Below are 14,224 nucleotides of genomic sequence, written 5' to 3'. Positions count from 1 at the left end.
TGCTCGACTCCGACAGCTACGACCTGGTCGCCGTGATGCGCCGCGGCCGCTGGGCCGTCGGCGGCGACCGCTTCCCCACCGTCAGGTCGGCCTGAACAACGGCGACGGCCGCCCTCCCCCCCGGTGGGAAAGGGCGGCCGTCCGCGTTCTCGGCCGGGCCTCAGCTGCTCGGCTCGACGGTGATCTGGTCGATCAGGATCGGCCCGGAGGGCACCGTGAAGCTGACCGAGTTCGCCCCCGCCTGGAACTGCGGCAGTATCCAGGTGGTGTACCAGGACGACGCCGGGTCCTTGCCGGGCGAGTAGTTCCGGTACGTCAGCCCGTTCGGCCAGTCCTTGCCGTTGACCGAGGCCGCGCCCTTCACGTCCCCGCCGGCGTTGTTGTAGTGCACGGTGAGCTTGTACGTGCCGGCCGCGGCGATCTGGCCGTTCCAGGTGACCGAACCGCCCTGCTGGAGCGTCAGGTAGCTGCCGTCCGCGGACTTGGCACCCTTGACGGTGTTTCCGGACGGCGCGTTCTGCCCCTGCAACTGGCCGGCGTCCACGGTCGCCGGGCCGGCCGAGACCGTGGCGCTCGCCGAGGGCGAGGCCGAGCCGGTCCCCCCGCTCGGCGTCGCGACGCCGCTGGGCGCCGGCGGGGCGGCGCTGGTGGTGCCGCCCTTGGCGGTCTTGTCAGCGTCCGGGTCACCGGTGGAGAGCGCGATCCCGGCACCGATCGCGATCGCCGCGACCACGGCGACCGCGCCGATCACGGCGCCCTTGCTCCGACCGCTGCTCGGCCGCTCGTCCCCCGGCTGCGGCCGGGAGTGCTCGGCGTAGCGGGCCTGCTGGGCGGGCGCGCCGTACTCGGCCTGCGGCGGCACACCGGGCTGGCCGTACTGGCCCTGCGGGGGCATGCCCGGCTGGCCGTAGGGCGGCTGCGCCGGACCGGGCTGGCCGTACGGCGGCTGCTGGGCGCGCGGCGCACCGTACTGCGCCCGGCCGACCTCCATCGGGCGGCTGTACGGCGTCCGGGGAACCCCCTGCTGCGGCTCGGCCGGCTGTCCGGTGGAGCCGTCGGCCGGGCGGTAGAGGTAGCCGAACGGGTCGTCGTCCTGCGGGGCACCGCCCCCCTGGCCCTCGGGCAATCCGTTGTCGCCGGCGGTCGTCACGGTGGTCTGCTCCCCCATCCGGTGTGCGCCGCGCGCGGGCGGCGCAGATCATGGACGCTGTCGTACCGGGCACCCTACCTGCCGTACGTGACAGCAGGAAAAGAACCCTTGACAACCCGTGGGTAACCTGCGCGTTCCCGGGCGCCCGGCGCCCGCCCCCTCCCGCCGGCCCCGGAACGGCCGCCGCGAGCCCCGTCCTCAGCCCGCGCGCCGGTGCGAGCGCTCACCGCGCGCGCCCCGCACCGCCCCGCCCCGGGCCCGCTTCTCGTCGTACATCCGCTCGTCCGCGGTGTGCAGCACCTCCTCAATGCTCATCCCGCAGCCGGCCCAGCCCACCCCGAGGCTCACCCCGACCCGCATCGCCCGGCCGTCGATCCGCATCGGCGGGATGATCGCGTTGCGCAGCCGGTGGGCCAGGTCCTTGGCCTCCTCGCGGCCGATGCCGTCGGCCAGCACCACGAACTCGTCGCCGCCCAGCCGGGCCACCGTGTCGCCGTCCCGGACCGCCGCGCTCAGCCGCCGGGCGACCTCGACCAGCACCGAGTCGCCCGCGTTGTGGCCGAACCGGTCGTTGATCGACTTGAAGCCGTCCAGGTCGCAGAAGAGCACCGCGAGCCCCTTCTCGACCGGCGCGGCCGGGCCGGAGCGGAACGGCACGGACCAGGCCTCGCCGCCGGGCCCGTACTCGGCCGGCACCACGGCGTGCACGTGCTCCCCGTACCCCGCGCCGAGCCCGGGCGGCGGCCCGCCCTCCAGCGCGCCGTACCCGTGCACCGGCCCCGGGTACGGGTCCACGCCTTCCAGTCCCTCGTACGCCGCGTGCGCGCTGTAGCTGTCGGCCGGGTAGGCGTACGGCTGCGGGTAGCCGACCTCGGCGGTCAGCGCGGGGGCGGCGCCGACCGGCTGCGGCTCGGCGCAGAGCCGGCGGGCCAGCCGGGCCTTGAGCTCGGCGCCGTTGGGCAGGCCGGTGAGCGCGTCGTGGCTGGCCCGGTGGGCGAGTTGGAGTTCGTGGCGCTTGCGGTCCTCGATGTCCTCGACGTGGGTGAGCAGGAAACTCGGGCCCTCGGCCGCGTCCGCCACGATCGAGTTGCGCAGGCAGACCCACTGGTAGCCGCCGTCCCGCCGGGACAGCCTCAGTTCCGCCCGGCCGCTCTCGGCGCTGGTGCGTTCCAACAGGGCCCGGTCCTCGGGGTGCACGAGGTCGGCGAAGCTCTGCTGGCGCAGCACCGCGCGGGGGCGGCCGAGCAGTCGACAGAGCGCGTCGTTGACCCTGGTCAGCTGGCCGCGCCCGGCGCCGTGGAGTTCGGTGATGGCCATCCCGCTGGGCGCGTACTCGAAGGCCTGCCGGAAGCTCTCCTCGCTGGCCCGCAGGGCCTGCTGCTCCTTCTCCAGCCGGGCCAGCGCGCGCTGCATCTCGGCCCGCAGCCGGGCGTTGCCGATCGCGATGGAGGCCTGCAGCGAGAACATCTCCAGGGCCTCGCGGGTCCACGCCCCGGGCCGCTTGCCGCTGCGCGGGCGGTCCACCGAGAGCACGCCGAGCAGGTCCCCGCCCGCGCTGTACATCGGGGCGAGCAGCCCGTCGGCGGGGTGCCAGTCGTTGGCGTAGACGGGCAGCGGGCCGTCCCCGATCCAGCGCGGGATGTCGCTGGCGACGGCCCAGCCGCGGTCGTACGGCAGGAAGCGCAGGGTGCCCCAGTGGTCGCTGACCCCGAGCAGCCGGTCCCAGGACTCCCGCGAGCCGACCTGGCCCAGCAGCACCGAGGGCCCGCCCATCGGGCTCTCCTCCAGTTCCCAGACGGCCGCCACCACCAGGTCGCCGTCCGGCCGGACCAGGCTGACCGCGGCGGCGTCGAAGCCGAGTCCGTGCACCGCGCCCTCGACGACGGCCTGCAGCGTGCCCGCCAGGCTGCGGGCAGCGTTGAGGTCCGCCACGACCCGGTGCAAGGTGCGGAGGGTCGCGAGACGGACGTACGGCTCCGACTCGGCTTCCATGCGGGGGCTCCCCGGCTGCTTCGGATAGTTCTTGATTGGTTATCGTCCGATTGCCAGAAGAACTGAATCACAGGGAGCACAGCGTTCGGCACGCTCGGTCAGCAATAGGCCACCACTTGTGACTTAAATCACACGACACTAATGCACCCTTAATCAGTTCATCCGCCCCATAGCAGGACATAAACCGCTATCGGAACATTTCTGGTGGTCGACCGCATCGGCCCCGGGCTGAAGCGGACTGCGCCCGGCGGTACCCGCGCTTCACCCCTGGGAGTGACCCCGGCCCGCAGCGGAGCGCGCGCCCCGGCCGAGGTCCTACGACCACGGCCCGATGCCGTCACCCGGGAGCGACGACTACCGTGCGGTACGTGTATCCGTCCCCGCAGCCCGAAGCTGCCCCCCACGCCACGCCCGACGAGTTCCGGGCAGCCCTCTCCCAGCTCACCGCCGGTGTGAGCCTGGTGACCGTCCACGACGAGGAGGACGGCGAGGACGCCGGCATGACCGCCACGTCCTTCCTCTCGGTGTCCCTGGACCCGCCGCTGGTGCTGGTCTCGGTCCGCGAGGACTCCCGGATGGACGAGGTGCTCTCCCGGAACGACACCTGGGCGGTCTCGGTGCTCAGCGAGGGACAGAAGGCGCTCGGCTCCCGCTTCGCCATGAAGGGCCGGCTCAGCGACCGGCTGCTGTTCGCGGAGACCCCGCACCACCGCGGCGCCCGCACCGGGGCCCCGCTGATCGAGGGCGCGCTGGCCACCGTCGAGTGCCGCACCGAACAGCGGATACCCGCGGGCGACCACGTCCTGCTGATCGGCCGCGTACTGGAAGCCGTGGTCCCCAACCCCGGCGGCCGCCCGCTGCTCTACTTCCGCGGCGGCTACCGCACGCTGGGCTGAAACGGTTCGGCGGGCGGCACCACCCGGCCGGCCGTACCCCTCGCCACTACTCGCCGCGCGGCGAGCGCCGACCCTGCTTGAGCTCGGAACGGTGCCGCTTGTTCTCCAGCCGCCGCTCCACCATCCCCCGGCTGGGCCTGGTCGCCCGGCGGGCCTTCGGCGGCGGCGCGCACGCCTCGCTCAGCACCACCCCCAGCCGCACCGCGGCCGCCTCCCGGTTGCGCCACTGCGAGCGGAACTCCGAGGCCTGGATCACCAGCACCCGGCCGTCCACCAGACGGTGCGCCAGCCGCTCCAGGGCACGCGTGCGCCACACCTCGGGCAGCGCCTTCGAGGCGACCAGGTCGAAGCGCAGCTCCGCCTTGGAGTCGGAGGTGTTGACGTGCTGGCCACCGGGGCCGGAGGAACGCGAGAAGCGCCAGACGAGCTCGGCGTCGGGGACGACCACCGACCCCCGTACGCGGATGGGCTCGGACATGCGCCCATCATCCCGCGCGACCCCCGCGAGGTCACCCGGTTATCAGTGACTCGCCCGCTCGCCCCCCGGGGCGGTCACCCGCACCCGCCCGCACCCCCGACAATGGCCTGTGTGATCGAGCTCGGCTACTCCCTCTCCAACCGCTTCCCCGACCCCCCGCAGACCGACTACCGCACCGCCCCCGTGCGCGCGCTGCGGTACGACCTGTTCTGCGGCGACGTCTACCTGGACGCCGAGGGCGCCGAACTCTCCACCCGCTGGGGCTGGGTCCCGGTGCTGGACTTCGCCTGGGCGCTGTGCGACATCGTCGAGGAGCTCGACCGCGACCCGGACGGCTCCCGGGCCGCCCGGGTGCAGACCGCCGACCTCGACTTCACCCAGAACACCGAGCTGCTGCGCTTCGCCCGCCGGTTCAACTGGGTCGAGATCACCGCGACCTGGCTGCGGGACGAGCCCGCGGCCGTGGTCCGGCACAGCGAGCTGCGGCGCGAGGCCCGCGACTTCCTCCAGGACACCCTCGCCGACCTCTTCGACATGCACCCCGACCTGGCCGACAACCCGAACATCTGGACGCTGCAGGGCCGGTTCCCCCGGGTCTGACGCCCGGACCGGACCGACCCTGCCAAGGCTTTGCCCACCCTTTGCCCGGCATTGACACCCCACGAAGAATTCACTGGTTCCCCGGAACCAAGGTGCCCGAGTACCGCGTTGTCCCGGGAAAAGCGAACGAAGGGACTGCAATCGCCATGCCAGTGAGCCTCTCCAAGGGTGGCAACGTCTCGCTGACCAAGGAGGCCCCCGGCCTGTCCGCGGTCAGCATCGGCCTGGGCTGGGACACCCGCACCACCACCGGCGCCGAATTCGACCTCGACGCCAGCGCGATCGTCCTGAACGCGGACGGCAAGGTGCTGTCCAACGCGCACTTCGTCTTCTTCAACAACACCAGCACGCCGGACAACACCGTCGTGCACACCGGTGACAACCGGACCGGCGAGGGCGCGGGCGACGACGAGTCGATCAACGTCAACCTGGCCGGGCTGCCCGCCGAGGCCGTCAAGATCACCTTCCCGGTCACCATCTACGACGGCACCGCCCGCGGCCAGAACTTCGGCCAGGTCCGGAACGCCTACATCCGCGTGGTGAACGCGGCCGGCGGCGCCGAGATCGCCCGGTACGACCTCTCCGAGGACGCCGCCACCGAGACCGCGATGATCTTCGGCGAGCTCTACCGCAACAACGGCGAGTGGAAGTTCCGCGCGGTCGGCCAGGGCTACGCCTCCGGCCTGGCCGGCATCGCCCAGGACTTCGGCGTCCAGATCTGACGCAGCAGGAACGGCAACGCCGAGGGGCGGGAAGTCGGTCGACTTCCCGCCCCTCGGCGTCGGTGCCCTCGGGCGACGGTGCCCTCGGGCGACGGCGGGCCGCTCAGCGCGAGGCGCGCAGCTCCGGGAGCTCGATCAGCTCGGTCTCGTCCTCGGGCGTCAGGTCCACCACGGTCGCCCCGTCCGGCTCGGCGTCCCCGGCGCGCACCGGCTGCTCCGGGTGCTCGGCCGCCACCTCCGCCGCGGCCGCCTGGGCCTCCTGGGCCTCGGCCTTCGCCTTCGCGGCGACCGCCTCGTCGCCCACCACGTCCGCCAGGTCCATCCGCTCCCCCAGCTCGGCGACGCTGCCCACCGCCGGCGCCGGAACGGCCGCCCGGACCGCCGTGCCCTGGCCGCGGCCGAAGAAGCTGAACCCCTGCCCGCGCGCCTGGCCGGACTGCGCCGGACGCGGCCGCTGCCGCTCCGCCGGCGCCGGCACCACGGCCGGGGCACCCGGCGCCCCGCCGCCCAGCTGACCGACCGTCGCGGTCAACGCCGGGCGCAGCGGAGTGGGCTGCACCGGGGTCCGCCCGGCCGGCGCCTGCGCCGGGGTCGGCACAGAGGGCGCCACCGGGGCGGGCACCGACACCGCACCCGGCACCGGAGCGGCCGCCACGGCCGGACGGGCCAGAGCGGACTGCTGGGCCGGAGCGGCCGGCTGGGCCTGAGAAGTCTGAGCGGCCTGAGAGGACGGCGCAGCCGGAGCGGCCGGGGCCGTCCGCGCCCGCAGCGCGACCTCCGCGCCCGCCGTGCGCTCCCGCTTGGCCTCCTGCTCGGCGGCGCGCCGCTCCAGCAGCCGCAGCACGGACGCGGCGCGCACGAACGCGGCCGGGCTGGCCGGGTACTTGGGGCGGCTCGCGGCGAGCGCCCGCTGGGCCGCCTCGGCCTCCTTGAGCGCCTGCTCGGCAACCGCCACGGCCCGCTCCCGGAGCAGCCGGGCGATCTCGGTCTCGGCCTTCGCCAGCCGCGACTTCTCCGCCGTCAGCCGCCGACCGAAGCGGGTGGCCCGCTCCTCGGCGACCTCGGCCGCGTACTCGGCCTCGGCGAGCTGCTCCTCGAAGCGCTCCTCGGCCCGCAGGCGCTGCGCCGCGGACATCTCGGCGGCCGCCCGGGCCGCCTTGTCGCGCTGACGCAGCAGCACCGCGAAGCCGAGCGTGGCGATCAGTGCGGCGACACCCACCGAGCGCACCAGGACGGTGTCCTGACTGAAGACCAGAGCGGCCAGTGCGGCGACCAGCAGTACGCCGGCGGCGGTGGGGGGAAAGACCCGGCCGAGGACGGAGGAATGACGGTGGCGTCCGCGAGACATGCCAAGAAACTAGCGTGCGAATTGGGGCCGTGTCAGCCCAGGGTCCCCTTCCGCCCTTGACAGTGGGCATTTTTTACCGCACGTGCCCGGCTTTTCACTCAAGATCACGAAAAAAGGCCTGCTCAGCGCCGTCCGACCGGATCCGGCCGATCCGTCAGCGGTGCGAGGCCGCCGGACCGGCCGGGTCGTCGTGGTCCTCCGGCAGCTTGCACACGTGCTGCAGCCAGAGCGCCGCCGCGATCACCGCGGCGCCCGCCAGCACCGCGAGCCCGGCGGTCACCGCCTGGTCCTTGCGCGCCGACACGTCCAGTTCACCGAGCAGGTAGATCCCGGCCCCGGCGTAGATGCCGGTGACCACCGCGGAGACCAGCGCGCTGGCCTGGCCGAGCACCACCGCCCGGGCCGCCAGCAGCGGGTCGACCCCCTTCGCACCGGGCTGCCGCTCGCGCACCGCCTTCAACCGGGACCGCAGCGAGAGCGCGGTCGCCAGCAGGATCACCGCCACCGCCGCCAGCACCGCCGGGGCCGCCGCCGGCACGGCCGGCAGCGTGTCCAGGGACGCCCACAGCTTGGAGCCGGCCCAGGACAGCGCCGTCGTCGCGGCGGTGATGCCGATCAGCAGACGGAGGCGAAGCAGCTTCACTCGGAGGTGGTCCTTCCCGGGGTTGGCGGAGCCGACCGCCCGCCCGGTGGCCCGGTGCGGCGGCGTCAGGCCACCGTACCGGGACCGGACGGACGGACATCTACTCGTACGGCCGGGCCCGGTCGCCGAGTTCCCGGCCGATCCGACCGATCCGTCGGCCCCGACCGATCCGGCGGCCCCGGCCGACCCGGCCGCGGGGGCCGGGTCCTGCTCGGTGCTACTCCGGCAGCGTCAGCCGGATGTCGTCGCGGCGCTTCACGCCCTGCGCGTCCGGGCCGCCCAGCGCCTCCAGCAGCGCACCGACCTGCCCGTGCCCCGGCACCTCGGCCTCGGGCTGGGCGTCCAGCCAGGGGGCGAGCACGAAGGCCCGCTCGTGCGAGCGCGGGTGCGGCAGCAGCAGCTGCGGGTCCTCGCTGACCACGCCCTCGTAGGCCAGGATGTCGACGTCCAGGGTGCGGGGCCCCCAGCGGACCTCCCGGACCCGTCCGAAGGCGTCCTCGATCGCGTTGCCGCGCTCCAGCAGGTCCCGCGGCGGCAGCGAGGTGCGCAGCACCACGACCGCGTTGTAGTAGTTGGGCTGTTCCTCCGGGCCGCCGACGGCCTCGGTCTCGTAGATCGCCGAAACGGCCTTGATCCTCAGCCCGGGGGTGTCCGCGAGCGCGTCGACGGCACCCTGGAGGGTGTCCAGCCGGTTGCCCAGGTTGCTGCCGAGCGCGATCACCGCACACAGCTGGCTGTGCAGCGTGGTGTCGGCGGAGTCCACCCGGCTCTCCAGGTCGAACGCGTTCGGCTCGGCGGTCGGGTCACTGCTGTTCATCGAAGAAATCCCTCTGCATCGGAAACCAGGCGCGCGGTGGGGGTCATGCGCGGCCCCGGTGGATGGTCACGGTCACGTCGTCGAACGGCACGGTGATCGGGGCGTCCGGCTTGTGCACGGTGACCTCGACCTCCTCGACCGCGTCGTGCTTGAGGCACTGGTCGGCGATCCGCTGCGCCAGGGTCTCGATCAGGTCGACGGGTTCACCGGCGATGATCGCGGTGACCTCCTCGGCCACGATGCCGTAGTGCGCCGTGCGGGTGAGGTCGTCTCCGGACGCGGCGGGGCGGGTGTCCAGGTACAGCACGAGATCGACCACGAAGGTCTGGCCCTCGACGCGCTCGCGCTCGAAGACGCCGTGGTGGCCCCGGGCTCGCAGCCCCCGCAGGGTGACGCGGTCCAGCAAACGAATCACTGCTCCCAGTCGGACGGGCCCCGCCCGGAGGAAGGCATGGAAGGGCAGGGCGAAGACGGGCATCACGCCCGCCACTCCGTTTCGAATCTACCCGCGAGCGCGGACAACGCCTGACCGTCCTACCCGGCACGAACCGTCGCCACGCGCGCCGAAATGGCGATTGACGTGAACGTTCGGTGACCACCCGGAAATTCCCCGGCGACCGCCCGGCGCCGAATTCCCGCACCCCCCGGAATCAGTCCTCGTCGTCCTCGTCACCGCTGGTCAGAACGGGTGAACCGTGGTGCGACCAGAGCTTCCACCCGGCCGGGGTACGACGGAACAGATTGCTCGACACGACCTTTCCGCCGACCAGCGGTCCGAGTTCCCCCTCCTCCTCGGCCTCACCGCCGGAGAGGATGTTCTCGGTGCACGTGACAAGGGCCACATCCCCGTGCACCTCGGCCTCGACATCGGTCAGGAAGAACTGGATGTACTCCGTGTTCATCATGATCAGCATGTACGAGCGGGTCACCTGCGCCCGCCCGCGCAGCACCGGCCAGCCGGGGTGGACGCAGACCACGCCGCCCTTGTCGTCGGCGTGCTCGGGCCCCAGCCAGGCCTCCTCGACCGCCTCGACGTCCCCCCGCTCCAGCGCCTCGTAGAACGCCCGGTTCGCCGCGAGCACCGCCTCCAGGTCCACCTCCCGGGCCTTCCCGGCCGTCCCGCCGCTCAACCTGCCGTCACCTGTCACAGACCCTCCCTCACCCCAGCCGCGCCGCGCGCTGCCAGGCCGCGACCACGCGGACGGCGTCCGCCGTACCGGACACGTCGTGCACCCGGACCGCCCAGGCCCCGGCCTGGGCCGACAGCACCGACACCGCGGCGGTCGCGTCGTCCCGCTGGCGGGCCGGGCGCAGTTCCCCGGTTTCCGGGTCGGCGAGCAGCGTACCCAGGAACCGCTTGCGTGAAGCCGCGACGAGGACGGGACGGCCGAGCGCGGTCAGGGCGTCCAGCCTCCCGAGCAGCGCCCAGTTGTGCTCGGTGGTCTTGGCGAAGCCCAGCCCCGGGTCGAGGATCAGCTGGTCCTCCTTGACCCCGGCGGCCAGCAGCGCGTCCATCCGCCCGGTCAGTTCCTCGACCACGTCCCGCACGACGTCCTGGTAGACGGCCAGCCGGTCCATGTCGGCGGACTGCCCGCGCCAGTGCATGACCACGAAGGGCGCGCCGGTCTCGGCGACCACCCGGGCCATCGCCGGGTCGGCGAGCCCGCCGGAGACGTCGTTGACGATCGCGGCGCCGGCCTCCACGGCCCGCTCGGCGACCGAGGCCCGCATGGTGTCGACCGACACCACCACCCCGGCGGCGGCCAGCTCGCGCACCACCGGCAGCACCCGGCGCAGCTCCTCGTCCTCGGGCACCCGCTGGGTGCCGGGCCGGGTGGACTCGCCGCCGACGTCCACCAGGTCCGCGCCGCGGGCCCGCAGGGCCAGCCCGTGCGCGATCGCCTTGGCGGCGTCGAACCAGAGCCCGCCGTCCGAGAAGGAGTCGGGCGTGACGTTGACCACGCCCATCACGGCGCAGCGGTCGAGCCGCGGCAGTCCGGCCGGCAACGAGAAGGACGGCGAATCGCTCATGCGCCCGCCTCGCTCCGCTCGGCGAGGGCATTCGCCCACGCGCGCCTTCCGATGACTCGCTCGCTGCGCTCGCTCATGTGCCCATTATCGAACGGGGCCCCCGCCGGCGATTCCCGGCGGGGGCCCCGAAGGGTGCGAGCTGCCTCAGGCCGCCTCGCCGACCTCGCGGGTCGACGGAACGGGCATCAGGCCCTCGCGCTGGCGCTTGCGGCCGAAGCGCGGCATCCCGAGGGTGATGAAGGCCTCCGCCTGCATCGCGGCGAAGCCGATCCGCGGCAGGTCCCGGGTGTTCGGGAAGACCAGGAAGCGCGGCTCCCACTCGGGCTGGAACTTGGCGTTGAACTTGTACAGCGACTCGATCTGGAACCAGCGCGACAGGAACACCAGCAGTCCGCGCCAGGCGCGCAGCACCGGGCCGGCGCCGATCCGCTCGCCGCGGGCGAGCGCGGAGCGGAACATCGCGAAGTTGAGCGACACCCGGCGGATGCCCAGGGCGCCCACCTCCTGGAGGGCGGCGACGATCAGCAGTTCGTTCAGGCCCGGGTCGGCGGCGCGGTCGCGGCGCATCAGCTCCAGCGAGATGCCGTCCGGCCCCCAGGGCACGAAGTGCAGCACGGCCTTGAGGTCGTCGCCGCTCTCGCCCTCCTCGGGGGCCTTGTGGGCGGTGACCACCACGCAGTCGTCGTCCAGCGGGTCGCCGAAGCGGCCCAGGGCCATCGAGAAGCCGCGCTCGGTGTCGGTGCCGCGCCAGCGGGCGGCGGCGTCGGCGATCCGGTACTTCTCCTCGACGGTCAGGTCGGAGACCCTGCGCACCTTGCAGGAGTAGCCGTTGCGCTCGATCCGCTTGACCATCTGGCGGACGTTGCGCATGGCCCGGCCGGAGAGCGAGAAGGTGGCGGTGTCGACGATCGCCTCGTCGCCCAGCTCCAGCGCGTCCAGGCCCGCCTCGCGGGTCCAGACCTCGCCGCCGACCTCGCTGCAGCCCATCACGGCCGGCACCCAGGCGTGCTCGCGGGCCTCGGCCATGAACACCTTGATCGCGCCCGGCCAGGCCTCGACGTCACCGACCGGGTCGCCGGAGGCGAGCATCACGCCGGAGACCACCCGGTAGGAGATCGCGGCCTTGCCGGTGGGCGAGAACAGCACGCTCTTGTCGCGACGCAGCGCGAAGTAGCCGAGCGAGTCGCGCTCGCCGTGCCGCTTGAGCAGCTCGCGGACCTTCTCCTCGTCCTCGGCGGTGAGCTCCGGCTTGGGCTTGCCCGGGCGCAGCGCCAGGTAGGCGGTGGTGAAGGCGGTCAGCAGGCCGAGTCCGCCGAGCAGGTAGGCGACCAGGTCGGACATCCGCTCGTTGTTGTAGCGGACCGGGCCCTCGAAGCCGAACAGCCCGTACCCGACGTGCTGCAGCCGTTCCACCAGGGCCGGGTGCCCGACCTCGTACTTGGTGCGGGTGCTCACGATCAGCAGGCCGAGCAGCACGCTGAGGACGCCCATGACGACCAGGTTGACCACCGCGCCCCAGCGGGTGCGCGGGTCGGCCTTGGCGTAGAACTCGCGCTGGTGCACCAGCATCACGGCGAGGACCAGCAGCGAGACGACCGCCGGGCCGATCTGGTGCCAGCGCACGATGTGCAGCGCGGCGCTGACCGGCAGCAGCACGCAGACCGCCCGCCAGGCCCGCCGCTTGCGCCGGCGCAGCGCGTGCGCCAACGGCACCAGCAGGATGCCGACCATCAGCGTGCCGACCGCGGCCAGGCTGGTGGTGCCGCCCGGCAGCTGCCCGGCGAAGGTGTGCATCTTGGTGTGCCGGAGCTTGGGGAACACCGCGCTGGCGATGTCCACCAGCCCGATCAGCAGACAGGCGTAGCCGACGGCACCGGGGAGCCAGGCCCTCGGGACGGCAGCAGCCTGGTTGCGCAGCGTCTGCAGGCCGCGCGGACGGCGCGGCGGCTGCTCGGGGCTCGGCTCAACGGACACGGGAACGCTCATGGAAGCTCAGCGTAGAGGCTGCGGTGCGGTGTCCGTCCACTCCGGGGGAGCACGTGTGATGGACCTTCATGCGTATTCCTTCATCGGGCAATGCGCATACCAAGGATCCGGAAACGGACGGTAATCCGGTGCCGTGGGCGCGCTGCGGGTTGAGCCGGGGGTGGGAGCCGTGGGTCCGCCGCCGCGTGGCGGGGCACGACCGTCCGGTACCTCGTACGTACGGTGGACGCCGCATTCTAGGGCGCCGGTTGCCCCGGACCTCCCCCCACCCTCCCGACCGCGCCGGGACGTCCGGACAGCCTAGCTGCGGTGGCCCGGCCTGACGGCCCGCCAGACGATGAAGCCTGCATCGACAGTGTCCCACCGGAAGGCCGACGGCATGGAACTGACCAGCGACGTGCTGGTGAACGCGCTGCTCGCACTCGGGGCCGCGGCCCTGGTCACCACCTTGTGGATCTGGCCCCGGCTGGCCCGGCAGCGCCCGCTCCCGGTGCTCGGCAGGATCGGGCTGCTGACCGTCGTTCAGGTCTCGATCCTGGCGGTGCTGGCGCTGTCGGTGAACAACTCCTTCGGCTTCTACACCTCCTGGGACGACCTGCTGAACCCCGGCGGCGCCAAGCTCGCGCTGACCAGCAACGAGAACCACAAGGGCGGCACCCCGGTCTCCGACCAGCTGGTCCAGCCGACCAACGAGGGCGGCATGGAGAGCGCCCCCAACCTCCCCAAGGGCCCGCCGGAGGAGGTCGGGAAGATCGAGTCGGTCCGGGTCAACGGCAAGGAGACCGGTTTCTCCGACCAGATGTTCGTCTACCTGCCGCCCGAGTACTTCGACCCGAAGTTCGCCCTGGTCCGCTTCCCCGTCCTGCTGGCCCTGTCCGGCTTCCCGGGCACCACCCTGAACCTGCTCAAGGAGCTGCCGCTGGTGCAGTCCGCGGTGGAGCTGCAGCGCTCCGGCAAGATGCCGCCGACCGTGCTGGTGCTGGCCCGCCCGTCGGTGGTCCCGGCCCGGGACACCGAGTGCGTGGACGTCCCCGGCGGACCGCGCAGCGAGACCTGGTTCGTCAAGGACGTGCCCGGGGCCCTGCAGAGCGCCTACCGGCTCGGGCGCTCCGCCGCCTCCTGGGGCCTGTTCGGCTACTCCACCGGCGGCAGCTGCGCGATGCGGCTGTCGATGCGCTTCCCGAACGTCTACGGCAGCGCCGCGGGCCTGCACGGCGACTTCTCGGTGCGCCAGGACCAGTACACCGGCGGCGACCTCTTCAACGGCGACAAGGCCCTGACCCAGCAGCACGACCTCGGCTGGCGGCTGCAGAACCTCCCGGCCCCGCCGCTCAACCTGCTGGTGGTCTCCACCCGAAAGGAGTCGGACTACCCGCAGACCGTCCAGTTCGTCGACCAGGCCACCCAGGTCGCGGCGGCCAATCCGCAGTTCAAGGTGGAGTCGCTGTACCTGGACGACGGCGGCCACAACTTCGACAGCTGGACGAGGGAGCTGCCCGCCTCGCTGGAGTGGCTGGGCTCCCACCTGGGCTGAGGCGTGCGGGTGATTACCCGCCGGTCG

Annotated in this window: 14 protein-coding genes; 4 read left to right on the top strand and 10 right to left on the bottom strand. The window is 73.0% G+C overall.

Features of this window, described 5'->3' with window-relative positions; genetic code table 11:
- Positions 1 to 160 precede the first annotated feature (160 nt).
- Positions 161 to 1,150, bottom strand: coding sequence for a hypothetical protein (locus ACZ4W5_RS29025; RefSeq protein ID WP_402490959.1), 990 nt, complete (start codon positions 1,148 to 1,150; stop codon positions 161 to 163).
- Positions 1,151 to 1,348: 198 nt separating this feature from the next.
- Positions 1,349 to 3,142 (bottom strand): GGDEF domain-containing protein, encoded by a 1,794-nt coding sequence (locus ACZ4W5_RS29020; RefSeq protein WP_360241466.1) that lies wholly within the window; start codon positions 3,140 to 3,142, stop codon positions 1,349 to 1,351.
- A 359-nt stretch (positions 3,143 to 3,501) separates the two neighbouring features.
- On the opposite strand from ACZ4W5_RS29020, the gene ACZ4W5_RS29015 reads away from it, so the two are divergent.
- On the top strand, positions 3,502 to 4,038 hold the full coding sequence (locus ACZ4W5_RS29015; RefSeq protein ID WP_465657841.1) for a flavin reductase family protein: 537 nt from the start codon (positions 3,502 to 3,504) through the stop codon (positions 4,036 to 4,038).
- Positions 4,039 to 4,084: 46 nt separating this feature from the next.
- Here the strand turns inward: ACZ4W5_RS29015 and arfB are convergent, their stop codons facing one another.
- On the bottom strand, positions 4,085 to 4,516 hold the full coding sequence (arfB, locus tag ACZ4W5_RS29010; RefSeq protein WP_360241472.1) for an alternative ribosome rescue aminoacyl-tRNA hydrolase ArfB: 432 nt from the start codon (positions 4,514 to 4,516) through the stop codon (positions 4,085 to 4,087).
- Positions 4,517 to 4,618: 102 nt separating this feature from the next.
- Between arfB and ACZ4W5_RS29005 the strand changes: the two genes are divergently transcribed.
- The gene (locus tag ACZ4W5_RS29005; protein WP_402490950.1) at positions 4,619 to 5,116 is read left to right on the top strand and encodes a hypothetical protein; all 498 of its coding nucleotides are present in this window, start codon (positions 4,619 to 4,621) and stop codon (positions 5,114 to 5,116) included.
- Positions 5,117 to 5,262: 146 nt separating this feature from the next.
- Positions 5,263 to 5,838, top strand: coding sequence for a TerD family protein (locus tag ACZ4W5_RS29000; protein WP_360241478.1), 576 nt, complete (start codon positions 5,263 to 5,265; stop codon positions 5,836 to 5,838).
- A 103-nt stretch (positions 5,839 to 5,941) separates the two neighbouring features.
- Here the strand turns inward: ACZ4W5_RS29000 and ACZ4W5_RS28995 are convergent, their stop codons facing one another.
- The 7 genes from ACZ4W5_RS28995 to ACZ4W5_RS28965 all read right to left on the bottom strand — a co-directional run bounded on the left by ACZ4W5_RS28995 (position 5,942) and on the right by ACZ4W5_RS28965 (position 12,663).
- Positions 5,942 to 7,186, bottom strand: a complete 1,245-nt coding sequence (locus ACZ4W5_RS28995; protein ID WP_465657840.1) for a hypothetical protein — start codon at positions 7,184 to 7,186, stop codon at positions 5,942 to 5,944.
- A gap of 154 nt (positions 7,187 to 7,340) precedes the next feature.
- Positions 7,341 to 7,829 (bottom strand): DUF3180 domain-containing protein, encoded by a 489-nt coding sequence (locus ACZ4W5_RS28990; RefSeq protein WP_360241484.1) that lies wholly within the window; start codon positions 7,827 to 7,829, stop codon positions 7,341 to 7,343.
- 217 nt (positions 7,830 to 8,046) lie between these two features.
- Positions 8,047 to 8,646 (bottom strand): 2-amino-4-hydroxy-6-hydroxymethyldihydropteridine diphosphokinase, encoded by a 600-nt coding sequence (gene folK / locus ACZ4W5_RS28985; protein WP_465657838.1) that lies wholly within the window; start codon positions 8,644 to 8,646, stop codon positions 8,047 to 8,049.
- 43 nt (positions 8,647 to 8,689) lie between these two features.
- Positions 8,690 to 9,049 carry a dihydroneopterin aldolase gene (gene folB / locus ACZ4W5_RS28980; RefSeq protein ID WP_030288941.1) on the bottom strand — a complete coding sequence of 120 codons (360 nt, stop codon included), beginning with the start codon at positions 9,047 to 9,049 and terminating at the stop codon, positions 8,690 to 8,692.
- Between the two features lie 247 nt (positions 9,050 to 9,296).
- Positions 9,297 to 9,794, bottom strand: a complete 498-nt coding sequence (locus ACZ4W5_RS28975) for a nuclear transport factor 2 family protein (protein WP_350509220.1) — start codon at positions 9,792 to 9,794, stop codon at positions 9,297 to 9,299.
- Between the two features lie 10 nt (positions 9,795 to 9,804).
- Complete coding sequence (gene folP, locus ACZ4W5_RS28970) at positions 9,805 to 10,677, bottom strand: dihydropteroate synthase (RefSeq protein ID WP_360241491.1); 873 nt, start codon at positions 10,675 to 10,677, stop codon at positions 9,805 to 9,807.
- Between the two features lie 144 nt (positions 10,678 to 10,821).
- Complete coding sequence (locus ACZ4W5_RS28965; RefSeq protein ID WP_465657835.1) at positions 10,822 to 12,663, bottom strand: phosphatidylglycerol lysyltransferase domain-containing protein; 1,842 nt, start codon at positions 12,661 to 12,663, stop codon at positions 10,822 to 10,824.
- A gap of 379 nt (positions 12,664 to 13,042) precedes the next feature.
- Here ACZ4W5_RS28965 and ACZ4W5_RS28960 point away from each other — a divergent pair, with 379 nt between their 5' ends.
- Positions 13,043 to 14,197 carry an alpha/beta hydrolase gene (locus tag ACZ4W5_RS28960; protein WP_360241496.1) on the top strand — a complete coding sequence of 385 codons (1,155 nt, stop codon included), beginning with the start codon at positions 13,043 to 13,045 and terminating at the stop codon, positions 14,195 to 14,197.
- Positions 14,198 to 14,224 lie beyond the last annotated feature (27 nt).

Source organism: Kitasatospora sp. NPDC029367 (genome assembly GCF_055569135.1).
Note: the sequence above shows the minus strand (reverse complement) of the source record. Positions and strands in the feature narration are given on the sequence as shown.